The 24,796-nt window shown below is 47.5% G+C and carries 25 protein-coding genes; 5 read left to right on the forward strand and 20 right to left on the reverse strand.

Going from position 1 to position 24,796, the window contains the following annotated elements:
• The 15 genes from JKY90_06325 to JKY90_06395 all read right to left on the reverse strand — a co-directional run.
• Positions 1 to 473, reverse strand: a 473-nt coding sequence (locus tag JKY90_06325) for a SulP family inorganic anion transporter (GenBank protein ID MBL4851879.1), incomplete at its 3' end; no start/stop codon positions are given.
• A gap of 54 nt (positions 474 to 527) precedes the next feature.
• The gene (locus JKY90_06330; protein MBL4851880.1) at positions 528 to 1,142 is read right to left on the reverse strand and encodes a BMC domain-containing protein; all 615 of its coding nucleotides are present in this window, start codon (positions 1,140 to 1,142) and stop codon (positions 528 to 530) included.
• A 4-nt stretch (positions 1,143 to 1,146) separates the two neighbouring features.
• The gene (locus JKY90_06335; GenBank protein MBL4851881.1) at positions 1,147 to 2,172 is read right to left on the reverse strand and encodes a LysR family transcriptional regulator; all 1,026 of its coding nucleotides are present in this window, start codon (positions 2,170 to 2,172) and stop codon (positions 1,147 to 1,149) included.
• Positions 2,173 to 2,212: 40 nt separating this feature from the next.
• Complete coding sequence (locus JKY90_06340; GenBank protein ID MBL4851882.1) at positions 2,213 to 2,533, reverse strand: transcriptional regulator; 321 nt, start codon at positions 2,531 to 2,533, stop codon at positions 2,213 to 2,215.
• Between the two features lie 27 nt (positions 2,534 to 2,560).
• Positions 2,561 to 3,586 carry a sodium-dependent bicarbonate transport family permease gene (locus JKY90_06345; protein ID MBL4851883.1) on the reverse strand — a complete coding sequence of 342 codons (1,026 nt, stop codon included), beginning with the start codon at positions 3,584 to 3,586 and terminating at the stop codon, positions 2,561 to 2,563.
• Between the two features lie 283 nt (positions 3,587 to 3,869).
• The gene (locus tag JKY90_06350; protein ID MBL4851884.1) at positions 3,870 to 4,154 is read right to left on the reverse strand and encodes a 4a-hydroxytetrahydrobiopterin dehydratase; all 285 of its coding nucleotides are present in this window, start codon (positions 4,152 to 4,154) and stop codon (positions 3,870 to 3,872) included.
• Positions 4,155 to 4,166: 12 nt separating this feature from the next.
• Positions 4,167 to 4,646: a bacterioferritin gene (locus JKY90_06355; GenBank protein ID MBL4851885.1), complete on the reverse strand. Its 480-nt coding sequence runs from the start codon at positions 4,644 to 4,646 to the stop codon at positions 4,167 to 4,169.
• 96 nt (positions 4,647 to 4,742) lie between these two features.
• On the reverse strand, positions 4,743 to 5,039 hold the full coding sequence (locus tag JKY90_06360; GenBank protein ID MBL4851886.1) for a BMC domain-containing protein: 297 nt from the start codon (positions 5,037 to 5,039) through the stop codon (positions 4,743 to 4,745).
• A 36-nt stretch (positions 5,040 to 5,075) separates the two neighbouring features.
• Entirely contained in the window at positions 5,076 to 5,384 is a 309-nt protein-coding gene (locus JKY90_06365; protein MBL4851887.1) for a BMC domain-containing protein, read from the reverse strand.
• Positions 5,385 to 5,457: 73 nt separating this feature from the next.
• Positions 5,458 to 5,712, reverse strand: coding sequence for a carboxysome peptide B (locus JKY90_06370; GenBank protein ID MBL4851888.1), 255 nt, complete (start codon positions 5,710 to 5,712; stop codon positions 5,458 to 5,460).
• Positions 5,712 to 5,975: a carboxysome peptide A gene (locus tag JKY90_06375; protein ID MBL4851889.1), complete on the reverse strand. Its 264-nt coding sequence runs from the start codon at positions 5,973 to 5,975 to the stop codon at positions 5,712 to 5,714. Before JKY90_06375 ends, JKY90_06370 begins: the two co-directional genes overlap by 1 nt.
• A complete protein-coding gene (locus tag JKY90_06380; GenBank protein ID MBL4851890.1) occupies positions 5,975 to 7,543 on the reverse strand; it encodes a carboxysome shell carbonic anhydrase in 1,569 nt (522 codons plus the stop codon). The genes JKY90_06375 and JKY90_06380 overlap by 1 nt, the downstream gene beginning before the upstream one ends.
• 84 nt (positions 7,544 to 7,627) lie before the next feature.
• On the reverse strand, positions 7,628 to 9,283 hold the full coding sequence (locus JKY90_06385; protein ID MBL4851891.1) for a carboxysome shell protein: 1,656 nt from the start codon (positions 9,281 to 9,283) through the stop codon (positions 7,628 to 7,630).
• Between the two features lie 294 nt (positions 9,284 to 9,577).
• A complete protein-coding gene (locus JKY90_06390; protein ID MBL4851892.1) occupies positions 9,578 to 9,928 on the reverse strand; it encodes a ribulose bisphosphate carboxylase small subunit in 351 nt (116 codons plus the stop codon).
• Positions 9,929 to 9,964: 36 nt separating this feature from the next.
• Positions 9,965 to 11,377 carry a form I ribulose bisphosphate carboxylase large subunit gene (locus JKY90_06395; GenBank protein ID MBL4851893.1) on the reverse strand — a complete coding sequence of 471 codons (1,413 nt, stop codon included), beginning with the start codon at positions 11,375 to 11,377 and terminating at the stop codon, positions 9,965 to 9,967.
• Between the two features lie 253 nt (positions 11,378 to 11,630).
• Here JKY90_06395 and folA point away from each other — a divergent pair, with 253 nt between their 5' ends.
• Positions 11,631 to 12,149, forward strand: a complete 519-nt coding sequence (gene folA / locus JKY90_06400; GenBank protein ID MBL4851894.1) for a type 3 dihydrofolate reductase — start codon at positions 11,631 to 11,633, stop codon at positions 12,147 to 12,149.
• 24 nt (positions 12,150 to 12,173) lie between these two features.
• On the opposite strand, the gene JKY90_06405 is transcribed toward folA, so the two are convergent.
• Positions 12,174 to 12,677, reverse strand: coding sequence for a YhcB family protein (locus JKY90_06405; GenBank protein ID MBL4851895.1), 504 nt, complete (start codon positions 12,675 to 12,677; stop codon positions 12,174 to 12,176).
• Between the two features lie 129 nt (positions 12,678 to 12,806).
• Between JKY90_06405 and pgl the strand changes: the two genes are divergently transcribed.
• Genes pgl through JKY90_06420 form a run of 3 tightly spaced genes read left to right on the forward strand, consistent with a single transcriptional unit; the run spans position 12,807 to position 15,009 of the window.
• Positions 12,807 to 13,637 carry a 6-phosphogluconolactonase gene (gene pgl / locus JKY90_06410; protein MBL4851896.1) on the forward strand — a complete coding sequence of 277 codons (831 nt, stop codon included), beginning with the start codon at positions 12,807 to 12,809 and terminating at the stop codon, positions 13,635 to 13,637.
• The gene (gene glk, locus JKY90_06415; protein ID MBL4851897.1) at positions 13,637 to 14,599 is read left to right on the forward strand and encodes a glucokinase; all 963 of its coding nucleotides are present in this window, start codon (positions 13,637 to 13,639) and stop codon (positions 14,597 to 14,599) included. Before pgl ends, glk begins: the two co-directional genes overlap by 1 nt.
• A 17-nt stretch (positions 14,600 to 14,616) precedes the next feature.
• Positions 14,617 to 15,009 carry a PilZ domain-containing protein gene (locus JKY90_06420; GenBank protein ID MBL4851898.1) on the forward strand — a complete coding sequence of 131 codons (393 nt, stop codon included), beginning with the start codon at positions 14,617 to 14,619 and terminating at the stop codon, positions 15,007 to 15,009.
• Between the two features lie 289 nt (positions 15,010 to 15,298).
• Here JKY90_06420 and JKY90_06425 read toward each other — a convergent pair whose 3' ends face one another.
• From JKY90_06425 to gltB, 4 genes are all read right to left on the reverse strand, one after another.
• Entirely contained in the window at positions 15,299 to 15,862 is a 564-nt protein-coding gene (locus JKY90_06425) for a hypothetical protein (protein MBL4851899.1), read from the reverse strand.
• A 54-nt stretch (positions 15,863 to 15,916) separates the two neighbouring features.
• Complete coding sequence (locus JKY90_06430; protein MBL4851900.1) at positions 15,917 to 16,813, reverse strand: MBL fold metallo-hydrolase; 897 nt, start codon at positions 16,811 to 16,813, stop codon at positions 15,917 to 15,919.
• 86 nt (positions 16,814 to 16,899) lie between these two features.
• On the reverse strand, positions 16,900 to 18,378 hold the full coding sequence (locus JKY90_06435; protein MBL4851901.1) for a glutamate synthase subunit beta: 1,479 nt from the start codon (positions 18,376 to 18,378) through the stop codon (positions 16,900 to 16,902).
• A gap of 54 nt (positions 18,379 to 18,432) precedes the next feature.
• Entirely contained in the window at positions 18,433 to 23,010 is a 4,578-nt protein-coding gene (gene gltB, locus JKY90_06440) for a glutamate synthase large subunit (GenBank protein MBL4851902.1), read from the reverse strand.
• Between the two features lie 819 nt (positions 23,011 to 23,829).
• On the opposite strand from gltB, the gene JKY90_06445 reads away from it, so the two are divergent.
• Complete coding sequence (locus tag JKY90_06445; GenBank protein ID MBL4851903.1) at positions 23,830 to 24,543, forward strand: hypothetical protein; 714 nt, start codon at positions 23,830 to 23,832, stop codon at positions 24,541 to 24,543.
• Positions 24,544 to 24,796: the final 253 nt, after the last annotated feature.

Below are 24,796 nucleotides of genomic sequence, written 5' to 3' on the forward strand. Positions count from 1 at the left end.
CTCTTCGCCGCCGGCACATCTGCCCCTATTAACGCCGGTATCTGTTTAATAATAATAATCAGCCCGATGGCGGCCAGCATTGCTTCTACTACCGTCACCGGTAGAAAAATCGCAAAGCGGCCCGCATTCATAAAGGCGAGTACAATTTGCACCAACCCCGTTAAGCAGATTGCAACCAGAAGTAAGGGATAACCAACGGCTAAGTCACCACCACCCAACACCAACATGCCGGACAGCAAGGCAGGTGCAAGACCTGCGGCAGGGCCGCTGATAGTGACATAAGCACCACCAAGAAATGGAAAAATCAAACCCGCGATAATTGCCGAAACCAAGCCTGTGACAGGTGGCGCACCAGATGCAATAGCAATACCCAAGGAAAGTGGCAATGAGACCAACGCGACCTGCATACCTGCCAGCAAATCATAACGCCAATGTTTTAACCCTTTTAAACCATTTTGTGGTGTTTCAGTCATTATCGTTACCTACATAATTAACTAATATTTTTTATGTTGTCTTACCTTGCAGTATTAAATTCCAGATAAATTCTCTATTGCGCTAATCGCTGCTTGTGCGGCGGCGTCAATATCGGCTTCTTTCCCTGACAGGGTCAATCGCCCAAACGCCCCTACTGCTCGTGCGTCAATCAACGTTATATTTGCTGCCTTTTCTGCTTCGTTGGCAGCATATACTATATATCCTGCTGGTTCAGTCTCAAGAATAAACATGCTCTGGCCAGGCAAGATCATCGAGCCTCGACGATCTTGCCGGTTAATCAATACAGCATGATCTGGTGTAACAGAGCGCACAATTTCTTTCCAGGCGATGCGGCATTTTTGCCGTTTATGCTCGTCGGTATCTAAACGTGCTAATACCGCTCGACCAGCTTCGATGACATCACTCTGATCACGATGATGGAATACCATCGAACCAAATGCTCGCTCAACAACCTGTGAACCTAAATGTACGCGTGTGGCTTTTAAGGCAACATCTGTCAATTGATGCACTGACATGCCTGGCTCAACTTCCATCCATAGGCAGGAATCACCCGGTATCGGTAAAAAGCCCTGAGAAACAGTCCCCATATAAACCGCTAATTGCGGTTGCAATGAATCTATAAAAACATAAGTACGTAAACTAATCATATTGTTACGCTTTGCGCTTCTCTCGAGTCGGCTTCGCACATGCTGACAGGTCATTTAATAATGATTGCATGCGCTCGCTGATAACAGGCTCGCTAGCCATCGCAAACTCTAAAAATGTCTTTGCTATCAATGACGGTTCTTTGTTCTTTGGGTGAACGATGTACCATTTGTGTTGAATCGGAAATCCTTGCACGTCAAGCATGGCGATTGGGCCGCTAGCGCCTTCAAGCGTTAAAGTATGCAACGAGGAAATCGTCAGGCCTAAACCACCGATTACCGCATGCTTAATCGCTTCGTTACTACCCAGCTCCATACGCACATTTGGCACAATCCCGTGCTCAGAAAAGACTTTCGTTGCTGCATCACGCATACCCGAACCCACTTCACGAAAAATAAATCGCTCTTGCGCCAACCGCTCTATAGATATGTTCGACTCTTCACATAAGGGGTGATCTTTAGGCGCCATGACGATCAATGGGTTTGGTGCGAAATGATGTGATTCGATATGCCGCAATAACTTGTTCGGCAATCGGCCGAGGATATACAGGTCATCCTCGTTGTTTTGAATTCGGTCTATCATTTCATCGCGATTAGGTACTGTTAATGTCACGTCGATATCAGGGTATTCGCGACAAAATTCGCCCAGAATCTCCGGCGTAAAATATTTCGCTGTAGTGACAACCGCTAAACGTAACCGGCCTCGCTGCAAACCTTTAAGCCCTGCCAGACGCGTATCCAAGTCAGACAAGCAATCAAATATTTTCCTGATTGCTTGATATAAATCATTACCAGCATCGGTGGGTTTAATCAAACGACGCGATTGATCAAGCAAGGGCGCGCCTATAACATTGGTCAATTTCTTAATTTGCGATGACACCGTTGGCTGCGTTAAAAATAGCTCTTCAGCCGCACGGGTAAAACTACCCAGACGAACAATTGCTTCAAAAATCTGCATTTGCCGGAATGTCGTATGACGAATAAGGTAGTCTGGCAGACCTCCTTTTAACCGTAGATTATCGTTGTCTGCCATAATAATAGTTCTTATATAAGCTGGCTAAATATGTAACAGCTTAACGCATCCTTTTATCAAATTTCTCAGGAGAAAGCACACTAACATCGATTATGAATACAGTAAGATGATGGCCTTTTTTTATTTTTCTTTGCAAGCTATCTAGCATAGCGTCTAAACGATCTGGCGGCATAATCACTTTGATCAAAATATTCGCATCAAAACCTGTCATACCAGAACTCAAACCCGACGAACCTTCACCCTGCGCGCTTAATATAGTGTAACCGCTAGCACCATATTTTTTAAACGAAGCGATCAGCTTTTCTTCTAGTGCATCAGTGGTAATAATATTGAGCAATTTTTCAGGATACAGTCTATTCATTAGTTACCTTATATAGTTATCTTCGCGCTAGCTTGCAATGACTTGCGCGAGCTTATGAAATAAAGGAATACCAACAATCACATTGAATGGAAATGTAATCCCCAACGATAACGTTAAATAATACGACGGATTGGCTTCAGGAATAGCCAAACGCATAGCGGGAGGCACAGCGATGTAAGATGCACTAGCAGCAAGCACCGCAACCAATGTCGCTCCCCCAATACTGAAACCTAGCATGTGTGTACCAATATAGACGCCTAGAACACCACCGAGCACCGGCATAAAAATACCGAATAACGCTAATAGAAGCCCTACTTGACGTAAGTCACCTAGTCGACGACCTGCAACATGCCCCATTTCAAATAAGAATAAACACAGCACACCCATAAATATATCATCAATAAAGGGCGACAACTTATCCATGCCTGATGGTATTGCAATGGCACCGATAACCATTGAGCCAATCAATATAATGACACTACCATTAGTCAGCGCATCACGTAGTAAATCACCGAAACTACTTTCTTCGCCATCAGTATCTGTGATGTTCGTAACGTCGGCGGACTCCCCCGCCTTCAATTTACGTGCAGCTATTGTTTGCCGCGCTTTCGCTGCCAACAAAAGACCAACAATAATTGCTGGCGTTTCCATAATTGCCAACATAATTAATGGGTAGTTTTCATACTTGACGCCGGCATTATCCAAATAAGCAATTGCGGTAAGAAAGGTCCCTGCACTCACCGAACCGTAATGAGCCGAAATCGCTGCGGCATCAAGCAAGCTCACTCGCTTGGTAGCTAGGAGAATAAGATAACCAATAACAGGAAGTGTGAACCCCATGATGAGCGCCCACATCACCGAGTTTAACGCAATGAATAAATCTGCCTTAGCCAACGCATAGCCACCATGCAGACCGATCGCCATTAACAGGTAAATCGACAATACTTTGGCAAGATCTGGCGGGAAACGCAGATCTGACTTGACCAGACGCGCGACCACGCCAAGCACAAAAAAGAGCACTGCAGGCAATAGCAAATTGCTTAAACTTGACATTGCGTTCCTCAGCCTACTGTTAAACTACGTGATAAATTTTGCGCGTTGATTGCTACGTAGAATGTGCGATTAATACACTCGGTATAAAAATTCCGACCGAATCTATCATTGAAGAAAATATTCTAGTCTGGCCATACCCGACGCGAGGAAAAACCAAGCACGGCATGTCTTGACACTAATTTAGTGTTAGACGCTTTTACAGTTGTTGGTGCTTTTGCTTTCGCAGTAGACCGAGCTTTCGTTTTCTTGGTGTTGGTAACTGCTTTCTTCACAGTAGTCATTGTTAATTCTCTCCTGCACTGTCCTGCATAGCAGGCACAATAACGTCTATCAGCTGTGCATAACGTAATAGCTTTTCACCAAGTTCTGTCTCTCCATCTTCTATATGTAATGCCATAGAAACATGGGTTCGACTAAAACTCAGGTCCGGATAAAAATCTTCAGCCTCAGAAATCTCTGCTGCCTGATCTAGAAAGTCACGAGTTTGATCGTAATGACTGAATTCGATACGTCGTTCTAAACGTACAGGCCGCTTACGCTCGATCCATTTTTCACTAATTACTGACATACTCGTCGCTAGCTAACTGCCAACCGTCTGTTGCCACCAACTATCAAAACTATCTGCATGTGCCTGCTCTTCTTTAAGTAGCTCTGCAAAGAAGATACGATTGTCGTCATCCTGACTCGTGGCACAGTGGCGAACCGCCTGCGTATAAAACCCCACGATCTCTAACTCAAATCGCTTACATTGCTGCATTAGCTCTGGCAGTGAACCATCTAGGTGGGTGGCTCGCAAACTACTCGCATTCGGTGCGCCGCCCAAAGCCAACATGCGGCCAATTATCCTTTCCACATGCTGCATTTCTTCACCCGCCTCTTGGCGAAACTTATCACCAGCTGACGTCATACCACGCAGCTCCATTAACTTGGCTAAAGCGATATATTGCTGCACGGCAGAGAGTTCAAAACTCAATGCGCGGCCAAGAAAACCTAAAACCGCCTTTGGGTTATTCACCAGCGGCTTATTCGCCAGTGGATTATTCAGCAGTGGATTGCTCATAGTCGTGATATGTTGATCGTCAACGATTTAGAGTCCGGCATGGCTGGGGCACCAAATGTAATCGCTTCCCAGGCCATACCGCGTCTCATTGTCGTATTACGCCGCACTGCCGCCAAGCACTGGTTCCACTTCTTTGTGTGGACGCGCGATAATATGCGCAGCAACAAGACCATCACCGACTCTTTCACAAGCATCAGCACCAGCACGCACCGCTGCATTAACGGCACCAGTTTCACCACGTACCAATATAGTGACGTAACCACCACCAACAAACTCACGGCCAATTAAACGTACTTCTGCGGCTTTAGTCATCGCATCAGCGGCTTCAATCGCTGGAACCAGACCACGAGTTTCTATCATGCCTAACGCAATACCATAGTTTTCAGTTGCCATGGGTATATCTCCTGTTGATAAATTAATTTGTTAAATTTAAGACCTGGCTGTATTGCCAGTCATCTCCAAAACCGACTCCACCTCGTTATGTGGGCGCGCGATAATATGGGCAGCAACAAGGCCGTCACCCACTCTTTCACAAGCATCAGCGCCAGCACGAACTGCTGCGTTGACTGCGCCAGTTTCGCCACGTACTAATACGGTGACATAACCGCCGCCAACAAACTCACGGCCAATTAAACGTACTTCTGCAGCTTTAGTCATGGCATCAGCGGCTTCAATCGCTGGAACCAGACCACGAGTTTCTATCATGCCCAATGCGATTCCGTAGTTACTTTCACTCATCGTTATATCTCCGTCTTCGTTACTCATTAATGTAATATTTACTAACTTATAGACCCTTAAAGAATCACCCTGCCTACCCGCTTTCTTCGTCCCAAAAATCGATAATGCCACCAACCGTTAAATCTGTGAGTATGGCAAAGTCTCCGGTCGCATAACGCGCCGCTGAACCGCTCACTACGTATACCCAGTTTCCCGGTCTGCTACTGCAACTATCTACAGCCACTTGAAACTTACCACTGCTATCACGTAATACACGTAAGCTGCTTTTCCATAGACCCTCTACTCGGCGCGTGCAGACTAATGGCTCAACCACTTGCATAATGTCCATTACGTTTCCTGCTCCATCTTGTCATCGTCCCAATAGTCAATGATGCCAACGATAGTAAGGTCGCTCGGATATTCTTTACTCCCTGCTGCTTCGCGTGCTGCCGAACTACCGACACAGATAACCCAATCACCCGGGATACAACCTACCGCATCGACTGCCACCAAACGCGTTGACCCATCCAAAACAACCTGCAGATGTTTATGCTCCATCGTTGCAATACGATTAGTCGCGACCAAAGGCTTTTCAACTTTACAAATTTTCATCAGTGTGCCCCCTGATTAGCAGGTAGCAAAGAACAACCAACCATCTCCGCTCTGCCATCTGACGAACAATCACGAACCATTAAAAGCGTATGCAACAAACCCTTGTCAGCATAATCGCGGTAGCGATCACGCAATGCTGTATCAAGTTGCTGACATCGTGCTTTTGCACGCTCTCTGGCGGCAGGCACTTTACTGTGGTAATCATTACGAATAACCACTGGAATTGGCAAGCCTCGATTGGCATTTAATTTAGTGAATATTTTTATACCCACGTCCATATCTTGCGCGCCTTCCTCAACCGTGCTGAGGTAGGCAAAATAAGTTAGGTTGCGTAGTCGTATTTCTTCAAAACCAATACCCATACCAATAAAGCATTCTTGATGCCCAATGTCGCTGTAACAACCCTGGTGGTATTGGCGCACATAATCAATTTGCGATATGTTTTTACAGAGCAAATATACGGCCAACTTTTTCATACCTTCATCAGGCAGTGAAGCGCCATGCTCTGCGCTGTGGCTTTCCAGATAACGTGTGATACACGTCTCTGCATTGCTGGCAGATTGACTGTATGTGGCATCGTATAACTCTGCTGCATCAATATAGCGCTTGGCATCGATATCACCGTTTGCATCTGGTAAGTGCAAACGCAACACATCGTTGTCGGTATCAATACCAAGCAGCAATAAATCAATCGATGCGCCACAGCAAAAACTGTTTTCTACGCCTTGGCGAAAATCTTCCAATCGACTCATCGCAGCCTTAGCCGCGCGCTGCACGTCACTACCATGCGCTGCACAACCTTCAGTATCTGGGTGCGATGAACTAAAATGATAAGCTGCTACTTTCAGATAACGCGTTGGCGCATCGGCTGCGTTTGGCTTGCCTTCACGATAACGCAACATTTCTGTTTTTACCCACTTTTGCAGGCTATCGTCCACGTCAAACATGGCGCCAGCGTATGACTTGCGCCTTACAACTTTATGCGGCAAACGCAGCACATAACGAATAACATGAGCCAGGCGCCCATCTGCACACGGTGATACGTCCATCAAGTGGAAACCACATTGCTCAAGGAACGCTTGAAATTCGTCATCATCTGGCGCGCTTAACGGGCTGTTAGTAAAAAAATCATCTGACATATGGCGAAACGTCTCGAACACACACCAGCAATACAAAGAGCCAATATCCAACGGCTTGACCCAACTATCTGCTAACAAATGTTCCGGCAGCTCAAAGCCTAATTTGCTTCGCGCAATTTGCTGTGCGCGACCAATAAAGCCTGAATCGTGCTGCACTGAAGATATTTCTTGCAACACGACTTCTATGCCTGAAAAAGCGCCTTTGATTTTTTGCTCGTAACTATAAAGATGAGCATTCTCGTCACTGCGTGTAAACGGATGCCCTGTTTTATTTGAAACGGCGCGGTCGCTAGCAAATAGCTTTGCAGGGGAGAGCGAGGGCTGCGCACCAGCATAAGCAGGCGAACCCTGTCGCCGAGGCGACAGGGTTCGCTTCAGCGGTACTGCTCGCTGCAACGTGCTTCTGCTTTTTGTTCTGCTGCCGAACATGACGTTAATCCGTTCTCCAAAAATCAATAGTTAGTGCGCTACGTTACAAATTGCGCCCAGAAACTGTGCCTGACCAGCCTACAATTAGCCTCGAGCGCCGCCAGATACCGTTATATGCGCGCCTTTATCCGTATTGCCGCTACCACCGGTAACATTAATATCAGCAGGCGCAATATCGACGTTGCGCTTATTATCTACTGACGGCATGGCATTAATTGGGCCACGACGTGTTGGGTTTCTCTTTGCTGCAGAGCGACCCTCTGTTCCCGTTACGCGATCACCACGGTCCCAGTCATCACCGGTAATATTTTGGTTGGTATCGATACCTTCACCAGTGACACCACGACCTGATTTAGAGATTTCTATCGGCGCATTCATGCCGCCTGTAGTATTACTGCGATCGCCAAAACGTGCTTCTTCGGTACCCGTAAGCATGCCTTCGCCAAGCGAGAAAGTACCACTGATACGACCCTGCTCATAACGTGAACCCGTTACCGCATTATGCTCAGCCGTACTTTGGCTCGCATGATTAGGCGGAACAACACTAAAATCACCCCAGGGAGCGCCGGCGAGGGGCTTGGGGAAGTCTGCCTCACCCATTTGCGCTGGCACTGCACCACATACTTGTTGATGCTCTTTAGCGCCCACATACGAAGTACCTGTTAACGGCTTACAAACACCTTTTTGAGCACCGGTTAAATTACTTAGCCCGGGCTGAATACCGGTAATATCACGGCCGGCATTACCACGACGCAACTCGTTACGTGCCTGCGCCGCCTGCGCTTGATTAGGCTCACAATATTTTTCATACTGCTCAGAACCAGCATAAGGCGTACCGGTTATCGCTTTACACGTCCCAGCTTCATCACCAGTCACCTGCTCTGAACGCGCAGGTTTTGACCCGGATACGATTTTGCCACGGCTGGTTTTCGAAAAACTGACCTTTGCTGGGCCGGCATCGGGCTTAGCACCGCAAAATTGATCAAACGACTCTAAACCGAGATACTCGGTACCCGTCACATTCTTACAGCTACCACGCTCATCGCCGGTTACCGCGCTGCTACGTCCCACTGCACTAGCAGTGGTGATATTGCCACCACGCGCCAGAGCACTCGTTAATACTTTTGATGGCACTTTAAGGCTGGAGTCAGTTTGACAATAGCTTGAAAACACGTCACCAGACAAATAATCAGTACCCGTAATAGGCCGGCATAAACCAACTTCATCGCCGGTTGTTTTTGTGCTGTGCGCAACCTGTGTTCCAGTGACTTCTTCACTGTTTGCGCGCGCTGGGCGGTTACCACGGACTGGCGTTGACTTTGGCTTACTGCTAGCACCACCGCCATTGACGCTACGTTGAGCCCGCACACTACGCGCTAAATCGCGGCTTGAAATATCAGGGTTTTGTGCCCGCGCCATTTGCGCCGAACTCACTCCGTTACTCATAATATCAATGCCTTTTTTGCCATGGGTGGCCAGTGCTTGACGGCGTAAACGTGAATTCACACGGCCACTACTGCTGGGCGACACGACATTCACTTTCTTTATGTGTGTAGACATAGAAGATTTAACCACTGCCGGCACGGTTGTTGTCACAGATTTGGCCTCTGCCTCTTTGCATCTGCCTTCACCATTGCAACCACAACCACAGCCTTTAGCTGCAGGTGCGCTTACCACACTGCTGCTTGCGGAACGTTGGCGATCTGGTGTTACAACGCCTGCTTTGCCCTTTGACGACATCTGACGGCGCCGCGCAAGCGATGCTTCACGACAACTACCAGATGTTGCACTGCTACTTGCGTTACGAGTCGGTGCGACCGATACAGCCGCCACAGATGAACCCGCCGCACTGGTTGTTGCGCCTATTGTTGCATTGGCTTTGGCAGGCAATGCTACTTTGCCGTGAACCTGGGCGTCGCGTCGCGCTCTTGCAGCGCTACGTCCTGACAAGTCTTTAATGGCCATATTTGTTTATCCCATGCGTTATCGAGAAAACCGCGATGGTAGTGGTGCCAAAGCACCACCACACCTTCCTTACCAGGCAGTTTTGCCGCGGTATACGACAAAGCAAACACCCTGACTTTGCGTGTAGGTGTCATAACCAATCAAGCGTACGTGATGGTCTGGGTAGGCACGATGGCAAGCTTCTAACTCATTGACCACATTGGCCAAATCGGTTTCACCAAAGAACGGAAGTTTCCACATTGGCCAGTAAACACTACTTGCCTGGGCTGGATCTTCATGCTCAATCGATGGCGTAAACCCCTGGCTCAACATGTAATTGATTTGGGCATAAGTCTCTTCTTGCGTAAACGGCGGTAGAAACGAAAAAGTTTCCAAGGTATGCGTCGTACGATAATCACCCATTTCTGCATTTGCTTTCATTGCTGTCTCCTGAATATGTTTACGAATCTATAGCAATTAACCGGCATCGAGCTTGTCTACGGTTTCGAATTCAAAGACGATCTCTTTCCAGGTTTCCATAGCAACGGCTAGTTCCGGACTATGTCTTGCCGCACCTTCCAGAATATCGCGTGATTCACGCTCCAGCTCACGACCTTCGTTACGTGCTTTAACACAAGCTTCCAAAGCAACACGGTTTGCCGCAGCACCCGCAGCATTGCCCCAAGGGTGACCCTGCGTACCGCCACCGAACTGTAGAACAGAATCATCACCGAAGATTTCAACCAGCGCTGGCATGTGCCATACGTGAATACCACCCGAAGCAACAGCAAACACACCCGGCATTGAGCCCCAATCCTGATCAAAGAAGATGCCGCGCTTGCGGTCTTCAGGAATAAATGATTCACGCAACAGATCAACAAAACCCAATGTTGATGCACGATCACCTTCAAGCTTGCCGACAACTGTACCGGTATGCAGATGATCACCGCCTGACAAACGCAAACACTTGGCAAGCACACGAAAGTGAATACCATGATGCGGGTTACGATCGATAACAGCATGCATAGCGCGATGAATATGCAATAACATGCCGTTATCACGACACCACTTGGCCAAACCCGAGTTGGCGGTAAAGCCACCGGTCAAAAAGTCATGCATGATAATCGGTTGGCCCAATTCTTTAGCGAACTCAGCACGCTCATACATTTCTTCAGGTGTGTTAGCCGTTACGTTGAGATAATGGCCTTTGATTTCGCCTGTTTCAGCCTGTGCTTTTTGTACTGCCTCAGAAACAAACTCGAAACGGTTACGCCAGCGCATGAAAGGCTGAGAGTTAATGTTTTCGTCATCTTTGGTTAGATCCAAACCGCCGCGCAAACACTCATAAACCGCACGACCGTAGTTTTTCGCTGACAAACCTAGCTTAGGTTTGATCGTCGCACCCAACATCGGACGACCGTATTTGTTTAACTTATCACGCTCAACCTGAATACCACTGGGCGGCCCAAGACAGGTTTTAACAAAGGCGATGGGGAAGCGAATATCTTCAAGACGCAAGGCTTTAAGTGCTTTAAAGCCAAACACGTTACCAACCAATGAGGTTAATACGTTAACCACCGAGCCTTCTTCAAACAGATCGATAGGATAGGCGATAAAGGCATAGAAACAGCTGCTATCACCCGGCACATCTTCGATGCGATAGGCGCGACCTTTATAGAACTCCATATCAGTCAGCAACTCGGACCATACAACGCTCCAGGTACCAGTAGACGATTCAGCCGCCACCGCTGCCGCCGCTTCGTTCTGAGGCACGCCTTCTTGTGCTGTTACCTTAAAACATGCCAACAAATCCGTATCAAGTGGCACATAATCCGGAGTCCAGTACGTATCACGGTACTCTTTAACACCTGCATCGAATTTCTTTGCCATAGTCAATCTACTCCTGCTGTGGTTGTACTTCGAAACTTGGAAGCAAGCTTACACGATAGGAGATGATTTGTGCTAATCGATAGTTTGAATGTAGTTTATCGACGTTTATCTATACTAAACGCCTCATAAATTAGTAAATCAAGCCTATCACCAACCCTGAATGTGTGAACTGCTCGTTAATACTATATATAACCCTAAAATGCTAACATCTCATTATAAGGCACCCTAAACACATTAGGCATAATCACAATTCATGAAACTCTCACTCATAGCCGCCATGGATAACAATCGGGTGATTGGTGTCAATAATGCCCTGCCCTGGCATTTGCCAGCCGACCTGAAACACTTTAAAGCAGTCACTATGGGCAAGCCGGTTTTGATGGGACGCAAGACTTATGAGTCGATTGGCAAGCCATTACCCGGCCGCGAGAATATTATCCTCACTCGTCAGGCCAATTTTTCTGCCAAAGGGTGCACCACAGTATGCTCAATAGAAGAGGCCTTGGCCCACGCTGATGATGAGCTGGGCGCTGACGAGCTAATGGTGATCGGTGGTGCCCAGCTCTATGAGGCCATGTTATCACTGGCTAATCGGCTCTATCTAACGCAAATAGATACCTCTGTGGCAAGCAATGCACCAGCGTCCTTAGTCTATTTCCCCGAAATTAATCGCAGCGAATGGACAGAAACTGACTGGCAGGAGCACGCTGCCGATGAAAAAAATAGTTATAACTATCACTTCTTAACGCTGGATCGCATCGCAACCAATTAACGCGGGCCATCGCTAGCAATCACTTTATTCTGTACTTTTAGGCCGCTGCGCTGCTTGAGCCATAGGCTCGGGTTTCGCATAATCACTCGGCGCTTGTGACGCAGGCGCATCCGTAGTGTCTTCTGCCTGCTCCCACGCCTTTGCGGAACCCGCCCCCGTGTCAAGCACGGGGCGGGCTCCGTGCTTAGCACAGGAGGGTGCTTTTTTCAATTTGAGGGTGTCGTTAAAATCATTGAGCTGAAAAATATCGGTTTTATCCGTGGTCGTGGACAGCTTTTGCGCACCGGTAGCGAGATGTTGGTAAATTTCGCGATAATCCTGGGCCATGGTGTTAAACAACTCGCCCGTCTTATTGAAATGCTCACCGACTTCATCACGATATTGCTTCATATCCGTGCGTAGCTCATCGACTTCTTTTTCTAATTCCTGCGATTTATTATCGTGTTGGCCTCGCCAGCGGCCGGCAATGCCGCCCACGGTAAGCCCGACAATAAATAACAGGCCAGCAATGATGACAGTGGTTCCCATAAATTCCTCGTTACAGTACGTTGTAAAGGGTGCATTGGCTTTCTATAGCCGTTATTTTGGCATATAAGATGCGTAAATAGCAGGGCGAATTATCCTGCTGTTAGCAGGCGCTTACCTAACAGTGGAATTATGGCTCAACACCCCGCCAAACTTAGACAAGTGGTAATATTAAAACAACACAGGGAATTAACCATGCATCACACTGGGTTAGAAATCTATGCCAATGCCAGCACCTTATGCGAAGCAGCGGCCAATCGTGTCATGGATCTCGCCGATGATGCCATTACCGATCAAGGTGAATTCCACATTGCCCTGGCTGGTGGCAGCACGCCACGTATGTTGTACTCGCTCTTGGCTCTGTCGCCCTATAAAGAGGGCATCAACTGGCAACAGTTTCACGTTTATTTTGGTGATGAACGCTGTGTCACGCCAGATCACAACGACAGCAATTTCAAGATGGCATCAGACTCCCTGCTATCACATGTGCCCATACCTCAAGCCAACATTCATCGCATTGTGGCTGAACTCGATGACCACGACATGGCCGCACAGCAATACGCCGAAACGCTTACCCATCACATACCTTGTGTTTATGAATTACCGATATTTGATTTGGTTTTGCTCGGTATCGGCCCTGATGGCCACATTGCTTCCTTATTCCCTGACACCTCAGCATTAGATGAGTACAATCGGCTAGCCACCGCTGTCTACATCGAGAAATTCGACAGTTGGCGCATTAGCCTGACCTATCCAGTGATTAATAATGCCAGTCATATTATTATTTTCGCCAGCGGCGAAGGTAAGGCTGACATTGTGCAATCGGTATTGGGCGATAAACCAAATAATAGCCGAGGTGATAACGCTGTACTGCTGCCTGTACAACGTATTCAACCTCGCGCCGAAATGACCTGGCTTGTCGATGCCAATGCCGCCAAATATATCAGGCAATCAAACGACTAATGCTTTTAATTGCTGGCGACATTGGTGGAACAAAAACCTTACTCAGCCTGTTTGAGACGACGAGGCACGGCTTTAACACGCTCTATGCGCGCCGTTTTGTCAGCACCGATTACGCAAGCTTTGATGATTTGGCCGTAGATTTTATGGCTGAGATTAGTACCCGCAATATCGAAGCATTGTGTTTAGGCGTCGCCGGGCCAGTGGATCACAGCAACGGCCACTCAACGGCAACAGCGACGAACCTGCCTTGGTCGCTTGATAGCCGCGTCTTAGCAAAAAAAATGGGTGTGTCCAAAGTCAGCTTGATCAATGACTTTGCCGCCATGGCGTATGGCGTTACTGCCCTTAGCGACGATGATCTTATTACCTTGCAGCAAGGTACGGCGCGGCGTGGCGGTCATTGTGTCGTATTGGGTGCCGGCACCGGCCTGGGCGTTGCGCAATTGGTTTCGATCAATAAGCAGTATCATGTTATTTCATCAGAAGCCGGGCACAGTGGCTTTGCACCATTTAATGATGATACTGCGGCATTGAGCCAGCATTATATTCATCAATTTGGCTCTTGCTCCATCGAAACTGTTTTATCGGGGCCAGGCATTAACCATATTTTTCAGTTTGTTTGCGATACAGCCGATGGCCAAACATCATTGGCGCGCGATAGCAACGCAGCAACCATTGCTACGTCGACCGATGCCGCAGCAAATAAAACCATGCAACTCTTTGCATCAATTTATGGCTCTGTCGCAGGCAATTTAGCGCTGACTAATTTGGCCTACGGCGGCGTTTATTTAACCGGCGGGGTTGCCGCCAAGAACAGTGAGTTATTACAAACTGCGGCGTTTAGCGATGCCTTTCACCATAAAGGAAAAATGTCACGGTTAATGTCACGCTTCCCCGTGCATATTGTAACCAATGAGCATTGCGGACTACTCGGCGCTGCTGTTGCTGCCAGTCGCCTCTAATGCCAGGAGATTGCTATATGTCTACCAATAATATTACCGCCGCCCTTGTCGATGATGATCACCGCGACATGAAGCGCCGCCATTTAATTTATAATATTGCTGTATTAAAAGTAGAAACCGGCGAAGAAATTGGCCGGCTCGCCGATATTTCAACAACAGGGCTAATGATAGCCAGTCCGGCTAAACATCCTTTGCAAGAACGCAGCACTTTAACTTTCGTGTTACCGGAAAACTGTCAAGAATTTGTCAAGAATTTACACGGCGTCGAATTCGAAGCCGAGGCACGCTGGCATAGAGATGATGCCAATCCAACATACGAGTTGACAGGTTATAAAGTGATTGCCCCGAGTGCTAACTATCAATCGCTGTGCCAATCATTAGTTAGGCGGATAGGCTTTAAAGATGTTTAAAACGGAATGACAGCTTACCCTTTGTCTTAACTAGCCAAACCTCGCCTATAAAGCGATTACTTTGGCAATCATTACACGGCCATCAGCAGGATTGTTAAATTGAATGATGTGATATCGAAAGACCTGACCCTATTTTTTTTTGATATCTGACCCTATTTTTGTATGTGCTGTTTTTGTATGTGCTGTTTTTGTGCTTTAGATTCCAAAGCATATCACTTAGCTTTGTTAGCTTTAAAATTTTTCAGCGTGCTTCTCTATTACTGAAAAAATGACATAATTAATCAATTAGTTACTCAAAATATTGTTTTACTTTATAAGCTGCCATATTCATCGAACCAAATTTTCTCAGGGCTTCTATAACGATACCGTCAACTTGTTTCGAACCATACTTCTTTCGGATGTAAGCAATATCCTTCTCACCCTCTACTTCTTGGTTTAAACAATATGCCAACATCCTAGCATCTGACACACTTTGTTTCGTCCACTTTTTAGTACAATGGGGAAAAGAAATACTCGAATAAAATTGTTGATCAGCGTACCTATCTAAACTAACTAAATCACTATACGCTTCCTTTTGCTGGCGAATGCAGTATTGATACATTCTAGAATCCAGCTTACCTCGCTTGGTCCACTGTTTTTTACACAACACTCGAGAATCTTCTTGAAATTCGGTTTTAGATTTAAATGATTGAAGAGACCCATCTAGTGATTTACGGGTACTTACTGCTACTTTTGTATCACCAGAACATTTTGGATGGCTATATGAATACCATTCATCACCCACCTTACACTTCGCCGCTATAGAAATATTACAAACCATCAACGCTGCGAACAATAAAACCCATTTACTCATAATCCTTCCTCCAGGAGTCTCGTCGGAACTGCACAAAAACTTACTGGACTTCTCCTATTTACCCTTGGCTAGCGCTTGATAGATAAATGAAATCCAGTTCTTGGCTTTAATAAACCCATCACCCCAACTGTCCCATTTTTCGGGCAAGCCCTCGGCTTGAATTTGTGCCAGCGACATGTCGGCGTCGATCCTGGTTTTTACGTAATCCGTTGTACTCACCAGCATATCGTAAAAACGTTTGTAATCATCCAGTGTCGCCAAACTGCCGTGACCAGGAATAATTTTCACGTCTTCAGGCATCTGCTCAATCAGCTTTTTTACATTGTTGGTGTAACTCAACACATTTCCACCTGAGCTGATGTCAACAAAAGGAAAGGCATCAACAAAAAAATGATCGCCGACATGAATAACATTAGACTGCGTGAAAAACACTACGCCATCACCGTCAGTGTGACCATTGGGAAAGTGAATAAAGTCTATCGCTTCACCATTCATATGGATGGTCAAGGACTCATCAAAAGTAATCAGTGGCCAAGCCTCTTTTGGCTGCGCAGGGGATTGGCCAAAATCATTTTCTTGTGATGCCTGCAAACGCTTACGCACATTGTCATGCGCAATCACCGTTGCTTGCTTGCTAAATATCGCATTACCACCAGTGTGATCGCCATGCCAATGGGTATTCAACACAAAGCGTAGCTTGCCTGGGTTAATGTCTGCTAAAGCGGCTTTAATTTTATCGTGCATCGCAGCAAATTGATCGTCAACAATCAAAATACCGTCTGCTCCTGCCGATACCGCAATATTACCGCCAGCAAACCCACCCACGCCTTGTAACATATAAATATTGTCACTGACTTTGGTGGTTTTAAGTGTGATGTCGTCAAAGCCCTCTGCCATAGCCATTTGACTGACAAATAACAAAGTAAACAGCAAAACGAGACGTTTTTTCATGATGAAATATTCCTTACTGAAAAAGGTAGACCAAAAGACAGACGAAAAATTCAACAAAAAAGCCTGGTGTCAGGGCGCTTCTATTATTACGGTAACTGTGAGCTACCCATCAGCGCGCGATCAATCTCACGTGCCGCTTCACGACCTTCATTGATGCCCCAGACTACCAGTGACTGGCCACGACGACAATCGCCAGCGGCATAGATGCCCGGCGTGCTAGTGAGATATTTTCCATATTCGGCTTTGTAGTTGGAACGGGCATCATATTCGATAGCCAATTTATCTGAAACAGCATGCTCAGGGCCAAGAAACCCCATCGACAACATGACTAAATCCGCCTCCCAGGTTTTTTCAGAGCCCGCCACTTCTGTCATCGACCAGCGGCCGTCATCGGCTTTGCTCCATTCGACCTGCACGGTTTTTATACCCGCAACATTACCTTTACCATCATCGATAAATTCTTTGCTGAGAACTTGATATTGGCGTGGATCATGGCCAAATTTTTCTGCGCTTTCTGCGTGGCCATAATCGACACGGTAGATCACTGGCCACAGCGGCCAGGGGTTGTCTTCGGCGCGTTGCTCGGGCGGCTGCGGTAGCAGCTCAAAATTGATCAATGACTTGCAGCCATGGCGCAGTGATGTGCCGATACAATCTGTACCGGTATCGCCGCCACCGATAACGATAACGTTTTTATCTTTAGCTGAGATGTACGCACCGTCTTTAAGGTCGGAGTCGAGCAGGCTTTTGGTGTTCTTGCTTAAAAACTCCATCGCTGGGTAGATGCCTTTTAGTTCACGCCCTGGCACATCTAGATCACGCGCATGGGTGGCACCGGTTGCCAGTAACACGGCATCGTTTTCTTTTTGCAGATCGCCAACGCTGACGGCATTGTCGGTATCACCGCCGACATCTGCATTAGTGACAAACTCGATACCTTCTTCATGTAGCAGATCGACACGGCGTTGGACGATGTCTTTGCCCAGTTTCATGTTGGGGATACCGTACATTAACAAACCGCCGATGCGATCGTCTCGCTCATACACCGTGACGCTGTGACCGGCTTTGTTCAGTTGCGCCGCTGCTGCCAAACCCGCAGGGCCGGAACCGACAATAGCTACTTTTTTACCGCTACGATTTTGTGGAACCTGGGCTTTCACCCAACCCTGTTCAAAACCATAATCAATAATGGCGTGTTCTATATTTTTGATCGTCACCGCAGGGTCAGTGATACCTAGCACACAGGAACCTTCACACGGCGCCGGACAGACACGACCGGTAAATTCAGGAAAGTTATTGGTCTCGTGTAATCGATCCAGCGCTTCGCGCCATCTGTTTTCATAGACCAGATGGTTCCATTCAGGGATAAGATTGTTGATCGGGCAACCATTGTCTGACTGACAGAACGGCACACCACAGTCCATGCAACGCGCGCCCTGTGTCTGTAGCTGCTGTTCGTCATGGTTACCGCTAAATATTTCGCCGTAATCCGCCAGTCGCAGAGTCACTTTGCGATACGGTTCTGTCTGACGTTCGAATTCTTTAAACCCGGTTACTTTGCCCATGTTATTTTATTCTTAAATTCTGTTGGTGTATTAGCTGCTCTTAGGATAACTAACCTAAGCAGCGTCCTGTTTTTTCATCTCTTCTAGCACACGTTTGTAATCCGTCGGCATCACTTTGACGAACTGTGTAAGTGATTGCGCCCAGTTATCCAGGATATTATGCGCCACTACCGAAGCTGTGTACTGCCTATGGTTTTCGATTAACTGTTTTAATTCAGCAATATCTTCATCTGCCTGCATCGTTTCCAGTTCGACCATACCGGGGTTGCATTGCTGGGCGAATTTTTTATCTTTATCCCAAATATAAGCCACACCACCGCTCATACCTGCGGCGAAGTTACGACCGGTTGCGCCCAATACAACAACGCGACCACCGGTCATGTATTCACAGCCATGGTCACCGACACCTTCGACGACGGCGCTGGCGCCACTATTGCGCACACAAAAACGTTCTGCCGCGATGCCACGAAAATAGGCTTCACCGGCGGTTGCACCATAGAGACAAACATTACCGACGATGATGTTTTCTGCGGCGACGAAACTACTATTACTATCTGGGTAGACAATGACACGCCCCCCCGACAGACCTTTGCCGACATAATCATTGGCATCGCCTTCGAGCTCGATGGTGACACCCTGGTATAACCAGGCGGCCAGACTCTGGCCGGCCGAACCCTGCAATTTAATCTGCACGGTATTATCAGGTAACGGTTTACCCTGATGCGCTTTCGCCAGTTCATGCGATAGCATAGTGCCGACTACGCGGTTGGTATTAATGACAGGTAAATCTATTTTTACCTTGTCGCCGCTTTCAATCGCCGGCTGTGCCAGTTTAATCAGTTCGTTATCCAGCGCTTTGTCGAGACCATGATCTTGTTTTTTATTGTTATAGACACAGACATCAGCGTGTGGTTTTTGTGCTGGTGTCAATAAGCCACTCAGATCAATGCCTTTTACTTTCCAGTGATCGACAGCAACATCTGTAGCAAGCACATCGACGCGACCGATCATGTCGTTGATCGTACGAAAGCCCAGCTGTGCCATGATCTCGCGCAATTCTTCTGCAACCATAAACAAGTAGTTAACCACATGCTCGGGCTTGCCATTAAATTTCTTTCGCAGTTCGGGATCCTGTGTGGCAATACCAACCGGACAGGTGTTGAGATGACACTTGCGCATCATGATGCAACCCAGTGTAATCAATGGTGCGGTTGAAAAACCATATTCTTCTGCGCCCAGCAGTGCTGCGATGGCAACATCACGGCCGGTTTTGAGCTGACCATCTGTCTGCACGACTACGCGCGAACGCAGGTCGTTCATTACCAGCGTCTGATGGGCTTCTGCAACACCTAACTCCCACGGCAAGCCAGCATGTTTCACTGAAGTTAATGGCGATGCACCGGTACCGCCATCGTGGCCGGCAATAACGATGTGATCTGCAAACGCTTTTGTCACGCCTGCGGCAACGGTGCCGACACCAATCTCGGACACCAGCTTGACGCTGATACGTGCAGAGGGGTTGGCGTTTTTGAGATCGTGAATTAGCTGCGCTAGATCTTCTATCGAATAAATATCATGATGCGGTGGCGGGCTGATCAAGCCAACGCCAGGCGTCGAATGGCGGATACGCGCGATGACGTTGTCAACTTTAGCGCCCGGCAATTCGCCGCCTTCACCTGGCTTGGCGCCCTGTGAGACTTTGATCTGTAGTTCATCAGCATTGGTCAAATACCAGTTAGTCACACCAAAACGCCCTGATGCAACTTGCTTGATCGCCGAACGTTTTGAATCACCGTTGGCCATCGGCGTGAAGCGTGATTCGTCTTCGCCACCTTCGCCGGTATTGGATTTTGCGCCCATACGGTTCATCGCGATAGCGAGTGACTCATGGCTTTCGGCAGAGATAGAGCCAAAGCTCATTGCGCCAGTGGCGAAACGTTTGACAATCTCTTTTACTGGCTCGACATCGTCGATCCCTATCGGGCCACCATTAACATTGGCTTTAAATTTTAATAGCCCACGCAGTGTCGCGCCACGCGTTGCGTGTTCATCAGAATGCCTGGAAAACTGTTTATAATCTTCTTTGCTGTTGCTGCGTGCGGCCTGTTGTAGATTGGCGATAGTCTGTGGATTCCACATATGCAGTTCGCCACCGGCGCGCCAGTGATAATCGCCCGGGTTGGGTAGCGCTGGCAGGCGTACAACATCGCGACTTGGATAACCCAGTTGGTGACGACGCAATGACTCTTGTGCCAACACATCGAGACTAACTCCTTTTATACGACTAGCCGTGCCACAAAAACTGCGCGCGATAACATCTTCGCCGAGACCGACTGCTTCGAAAATCTGTGCGCCTTTATAAGACTGCAAGGTCGAGATACCGATCTTTGCCATCACCTTGAGCATGCCCTTGGCAACGCCTTTACGATAGCTAGCAACGATGGTGTCATCGTCATATTTTTTAGGATCGAGCGAACCATCGCGCTGCGCCTGAAACAAGGCTTCAAAGGCAAGATAAGGATTGATCGCATCAACACCAAAGCCAACCAGCAAACAATGATGATGCACTTCGCGTGCTTCACCGGTTTCGACGACAATACCGATACGTGTACGTAGCTGATTTTTCACCAAGCGATGATGCACGGCACCCGTCGCTAACAGTGTACTAACCGGCACACGGTCGGGGCCGATGTTACGATCGGACAATACAATTAGCGAATAACCGTCTTCGATCGCCTGTTGTGCCTGTTGGCACATGTCTTCAATACAGGCCGCATGACCTGCCGCACCGGCAGACTTTGCAAACGTCATATCAATGGTCAGCGCACGCCAGCCACGATGATCGATATGTTTCAACGCAGCCAGTTCTTCATTAGTCAAAATTGGCTGCGGCACTCTTAAGCGGTGTGCATGTTGTTCACTGGTTTCGAGCAGGTTACTCTCTGGGCCGATATAACATTCCAGCGACATCACTACTTCTTCGCGAATCGAATCAATTGCCGGATTGGTTACCTGTGCAAATAACTGCTTAAAGTAGTCGTAAATCATGCGTGGCCGATCAGACAGACAGGCCAGTGCCGCGTCATTACCCATCGAGCCAACCGGGTCGCGTAACTCACGGACTAATGGCAATAACATGAACTGCATGGTTTCGCTGGTATAACCAAAGGCCTGCATCCGTTGCAATAAAGTCTTGGCATTAAAACCGTGCGGCTCTTTGTTAGGGGATAACTTAACCAACTGGGCCAACTGGATTTCCTGATTTTTTAACCAGTCGCCATAAGGACGCTTGCTGGCAAATTCAGCCTTAATCTCTTCGTCGGGAATGAGTCGGCCTTTTTCAAAATCGATCAAAAACATCTTGCCCGGTTGCAAGCGGCCTTTGAATTTTACATTGGCCGGATCAATTTCCAACACACCCACTTCCGATGCCATAATGACACGGTCATCATGGGTGACATAATAACGACTAGGACGTAGGCCATTACGATCGAGGGTGGCACCAATATAATGGCCATCAGTGAATACGATCGACGCCGGGCCGTCCCACGGTTCCATCAATGTTGAGTTATAACGATAAAAATCTTTTTTACTGTCATCCATGTTGCTATCAGACTGCCAGGCTTCCGGCACCATCAACATGATCGCCTCTTGCAACGAACGACCTGACATCAACATAAACTCGAGCACGTTATCGAAGGTGCCTGAATCAGAACAATTCGGCTCAGCGATAGGAAACAGTTTGCTGATGTCATCACCAAACTTGTCGCTAGCGACTACACCCTGGCGTGCCGCCATCCAGTTTTTATTGCCCAGCAGCGTATTGATTTCGCCGTTATGACTCATAAAACGATTGGGTTGCGCACGATCCCATGAGGGGAAGGTGTTGGTAGAAAAACGCGAATGCACCATCGCCAGATGCGCTGTGTAATCTTCATCACGCAGGTCAGGATAAAAATCACGTACCTGTAATGCCGTCAGCATGCCTTTGTAGATCATCACCTTGGTCGATAACGAACAGACATAAAACATGCTTGCCTGTTTAATAGCAGCGTCGTCCCTTATCGCATGCGTGCCACGTTTACGGATGATGTAAAGTTGACGTTCAAAATCATCACCGCTAACGCCTTTTGTAGCACCGATGAAGAGTTGTTCTATATGTGGCTGCGACAGGCGAGCCGTGGGGCCAACATCGGCGCCCTCTGTATCGACCGGCAACACACGCCAGCCGAGTAATTTTTGTCCCTGCTCAGCAATCAGCTTTTCGATGGTTTTACGACAGGCTACCTGGGCGGCAACATCCTGCGGCAAAAACACATTGCCCGCTGCAAACTGGCCGGCGGGTGGTAGCTCGATACCTAAATCCGCTTGTGCTACTTTGCGCAAAAACGCATCGGGCAAACTGGTGAGGATGCCGGCACCATCACCCGTGGTCGGCTCACAACCACAGCCTCCGCGATGCACCATGCGTTGCAAAATATGGTCGGCATCTTTAACGATCTGATGGCTGGCTTGACCTTTAATGTGGGCAATAAAACCGACCCCACAGCTGTCTTTCTCCAGCTGTGGGTCATAAAGACCGTGCTTTTCCGGCAACCCTGTGCCGAACCGCAGTGTATTGATAGCTTTCATATCGCTCATAGATAACTCGAGCCTGGCTCGTATCGCCCGCCAGGATGGCGAGCCCTCACTTGATTTTTGAATTGACAACAAACTTTACTTAGTCGGCAATACACAGCGTGATTCCTCTTCTTCGCAAGATTCTTTGTCAACCCAAATCTCTGCGTGATCATCTCGCCCCCCTGGCTCGCAATGCAAGCCAGCCAAACAACCACTCTAGGTAATTGTTTTTATTGGTAATTTATAGTTAGGTGCCGGTAAAAACTACGGGCAAGGGCGGCTATTCTAGCGAAATGCCGAGACAAAGAAAAGCGGCGTGAATACGGCCAAATGTCGGGCAGGACTAGAGGGCTATCGGATTGAGCAAATCTACTCCGACTTTGGAGCTTTGGCTTCCTGCGTCGCCTAAAGCGCCTACTGCTGGCGCTCCAACTCCTGCATCCATGCCGTCGTGCGCAAAGGCGGATGTGTCTCGTTGCTACGCAGGGCGTGGTAATCTCTTCTTAGTCGTTGTTTATCTGGTTTATGCCGCAATGATACCTGATGCTAAGACAGCGACGTTGATGCCTATTACCCACGATAAGGTGAAACCAAAACAGCCTTGTTTATTCAGCTTGTTGGCGAGGTTACTATATGCCCCCACGCTTTCGCGGGGGCAGGCTCTTGGGGTATAACGCCCTTGATATCTCGGAGTTTAAGCATTACCGTATTTAGTCATAAAGTATGTTGTTTGCCGACAAGAAAAATCACATCAATGGTATTGAGAATTTTTACCCCTCAAGGGGGTACTGAAAAGAGTGCCGCCAAGCTAAAAAATGGGTTGAATAGACGATGGTAAAACAAAGAGCAATTATGAATAAACCTACAAATTTGCCAAAGTGGTTATGGCTGTGGCTGCCTATTGCAATTACATTGCTACCTTATGTGGCGCGTATAATTAGTCCAGCAACAGATGCCATAATATTCGGTGAATTGGGTGTTATTGAAAATATCACAGTAATTTTTTTAGTGTGCGCGCTTGTTGTAGCCATAAGATCTTATAAGTATTTTAGGGCTTTTCAATTTCCGATATTTAAATTTTGGATAGCTTTATTGGCACTAGGTTGTTTTTATTATCTAGGCGAAGAGCTAAGCTGGGGGCAGCATTGGATTGGTTGGGCCACACCAGAAATGTGGCAAGAGATTAATGATCAAGGCGAAACAAATTTACATAATACCAGCGCGCTTTTAGATCAATTGCCACGCAGTATATTGACCTTAGCAGCAGTAGTGGGTGGGATTTTTGTGCCTGTCTATTTTCTTATACGCAAGAAAACGTTTAGTGCGGACCAATTTTCTTTTTGGTTGTGGCCTACCTATGTGAATATACCTACCTGTTTAGCGGCCGTAGTGGTGAGTTTACATAAAAAGGCATATACCTTATTCGATACTAATGTGCCCTATTTATTAGATCTACGTGCGGGTGAAATCAAAGAGTGTTTACTGGCGCTATTTTTATTTATGTATTTATTCTCATTTTATCTGCGTTTAAAGCGACTGAATTAATCAAAGAAAATAAAACCAGCGATTGTGTCGCTGTGATAGATTTTGTACTTCCCTGCACAAAATCGACTCGCCTATGACATGACTGCAAGAAATAAATACTTAATGAACCCGCAGGGTTCTAAGTACGCGACAGCCTATGTTCCCCGACCGCCCTGCGTCCGCCAACAGCCGCCGTAATAGACCCCCCATAATCAACTGTGGCTATGACAGTGTCCTTATTTTCAGGCCGCAATTGAAACCCGTGCACAAAATA

The sequence above is a fragment of the Gammaproteobacteria bacterium genome, assembly GCA_016765075.1.
In the GTDB taxonomy this organism is placed as follows: Bacteria; Pseudomonadota; Gammaproteobacteria.

Bases quoted from the DNA above. Each gene is read 5' to 3' on its own strand.
- JKY90_06370 (MBL4851888.1), bottom strand. From the start codon at position 5,712: ATGGACATTATGCAAGTGGTTGAGCCATTAGTCTGCACGCGCCGAGTA.
- JKY90_06355 (MBL4851885.1), bottom strand. From the start codon at position 4,646: ATGAGCAATCCACTGCTGAATAATCCACTGGCGAATAAGCCGCTGGTG.
- pgl (MBL4851896.1), top strand. From the start codon at position 12,807: ATGGCTCAACACCCCGCCAAACTTAGACAAGTGGTAATATTAAAACAA.
- JKY90_06360 (MBL4851886.1), bottom strand. From the start codon at position 5,039: ATGGCAACTGAAAACTATGGTATTGCGTTAGGCATGATAGAAACTCGT.
- JKY90_06340 (MBL4851882.1), bottom strand. From the start codon at position 2,533: ATGAATAGACTGTATCCTGAAAAATTGCTCAATATTATTACCACTGAT.
- JKY90_06365 (MBL4851887.1), bottom strand. From the start codon at position 5,384: ATGAGTGAAAGTAACTACGGAATCGCATTGGGCATGATAGAAACTCGT.
- JKY90_06405 (MBL4851895.1), bottom strand. From the start codon at position 12,677: ATGGGAACCACTGTCATCATTGCTGGCCTGTTATTTATTGTCGGGCTT.
- glk (MBL4851897.1), top strand. From the start codon at position 13,637: ATGCTTTTAATTGCTGGCGACATTGGTGGAACAAAAACCTTACTCAGC.
- JKY90_06395 (MBL4851893.1), bottom strand. From the start codon at position 11,377: ATGGCAAAGAAATTCGATGCAGGTGTTAAAGAGTACCGTGATACGTAC.
- JKY90_06375 (MBL4851889.1), bottom strand. From the start codon at position 5,975: ATGAAAATTTGTAAAGTTGAAAAGCCTTTGGTCGCGACTAATCGTATT.
- JKY90_06425 (MBL4851899.1), bottom strand. From the start codon at position 15,862: ATGAGTAAATGGGTTTTATTGTTCGCAGCGTTGATGGTTTGTAATATT.
- JKY90_06335 (MBL4851881.1), bottom strand. From the start codon at position 2,172: ATGGCAGACAACGATAATCTACGGTTAAAAGGAGGTCTGCCAGACTAC.
- JKY90_06420 (MBL4851898.1), top strand. From the start codon at position 14,617: ATGTCTACCAATAATATTACCGCCGCCCTTGTCGATGATGATCACCGC.
- JKY90_06385 (MBL4851891.1), bottom strand. From the start codon at position 9,283: ATGTCGTCAAAGGGCAAAGCAGGCGTTGTAACACCAGATCGCCAACGT.
- JKY90_06350 (MBL4851884.1), bottom strand. From the start codon at position 4,154: ATGTCAGTAATTAGTGAAAAATGGATCGAGCGTAAGCGGCCTGTACGT.
- JKY90_06380 (MBL4851890.1), bottom strand. From the start codon at position 7,543: ATGTTCGGCAGCAGAACAAAAAGCAGAAGCACGTTGCAGCGAGCAGTA.
- JKY90_06430 (MBL4851900.1), bottom strand. From the start codon at position 16,813: ATGAAAAAACGTCTCGTTTTGCTGTTTACTTTGTTATTTGTCAGTCAA.
- gltB (MBL4851902.1), bottom strand. From the start codon at position 23,010: ATGAAAGCTATCAATACACTGCGGTTCGGCACAGGGTTGCCGGAAAAG.
- JKY90_06435 (MBL4851901.1), bottom strand. From the start codon at position 18,378: ATGGGCAAAGTAACCGGGTTTAAAGAATTCGAACGTCAGACAGAACCG.
- folA (MBL4851894.1), top strand. From the start codon at position 11,631: ATGAAACTCTCACTCATAGCCGCCATGGATAACAATCGGGTGATTGGT.
- JKY90_06330 (MBL4851880.1), bottom strand. From the start codon at position 1,142: ATGATTAGTTTACGTACTTATGTTTTTATAGATTCATTGCAACCGCAA.
- JKY90_06390 (MBL4851892.1), bottom strand. From the start codon at position 9,928: ATGAAAGCAAATGCAGAAATGGGTGATTATCGTACGACGCATACCTTG.
- JKY90_06345 (MBL4851883.1), bottom strand. From the start codon at position 3,586: ATGTCAAGTTTAAGCAATTTGCTATTGCCTGCAGTGCTCTTTTTTGTG.
- JKY90_06445 (MBL4851903.1), top strand. From the start codon at position 23,830: ATGGTAAAACAAAGAGCAATTATGAATAAACCTACAAATTTGCCAAAG.